This is a genomic window from Streptomyces sp. SID13726 (assembly GCF_010548375.1).
In the GTDB taxonomy this organism is placed as follows: Bacteria; Actinomycetota; Actinomycetes; order Streptomycetales; family Streptomycetaceae; genus Streptomyces.
Window position 1 is genome coordinate 1 of the sequence record NZ_JAAGLY010000590.1, and the last position, 418, is coordinate 418.

1 pseudogene is annotated in these 418 nt (G+C 69.1%); it reads left to right on the forward strand.

The window, feature by feature from the left end:
• Nucleotides 1–90: 90 nt before the first annotated feature.
• Nucleotides 91–418: pseudogene (locus G3I78_RS49275) on the forward strand (family 65 glycosyl hydrolase); the annotation flags it as partial.

Consider the following 418-nt stretch of genomic DNA (forward strand, 5'->3'; position numbering starts at 1 on the left):
CGGCGTCGACCGCACCGGTCAGGCCGCCGAACTGCGAGCGCACGGCGCCGATGTCGTCGTCAGTGACCTCTCCGAGCTGCTGGCCCACCGATGATCACTCACGAGAACTTCGCGACCGAGCCCTGGCAACTGCGGGAGACGGCCCTCGACCTCGACGTCCTCGCGCAGAGCGAATCGGTGTTCGCCCTGTCCAACGGCCATCTCGGCTGGCGCGGCAACCTCGACGAGGGCGAGCCCCACGGCCTGCCGGGCTCCTACCTCAACAGTGTCTACACGAGCCGCCCCCTGCCCTACGCCGAGGCCGGGTACGGGTATCCGGAGTCGGGGCAGACGACCGTCAACGTCACCGACGGCAAGGTCATCCGGCTGCTCGTCGACGACCACCCCTTCGACCTGCGCTACGGCGAACTCCTCTCCC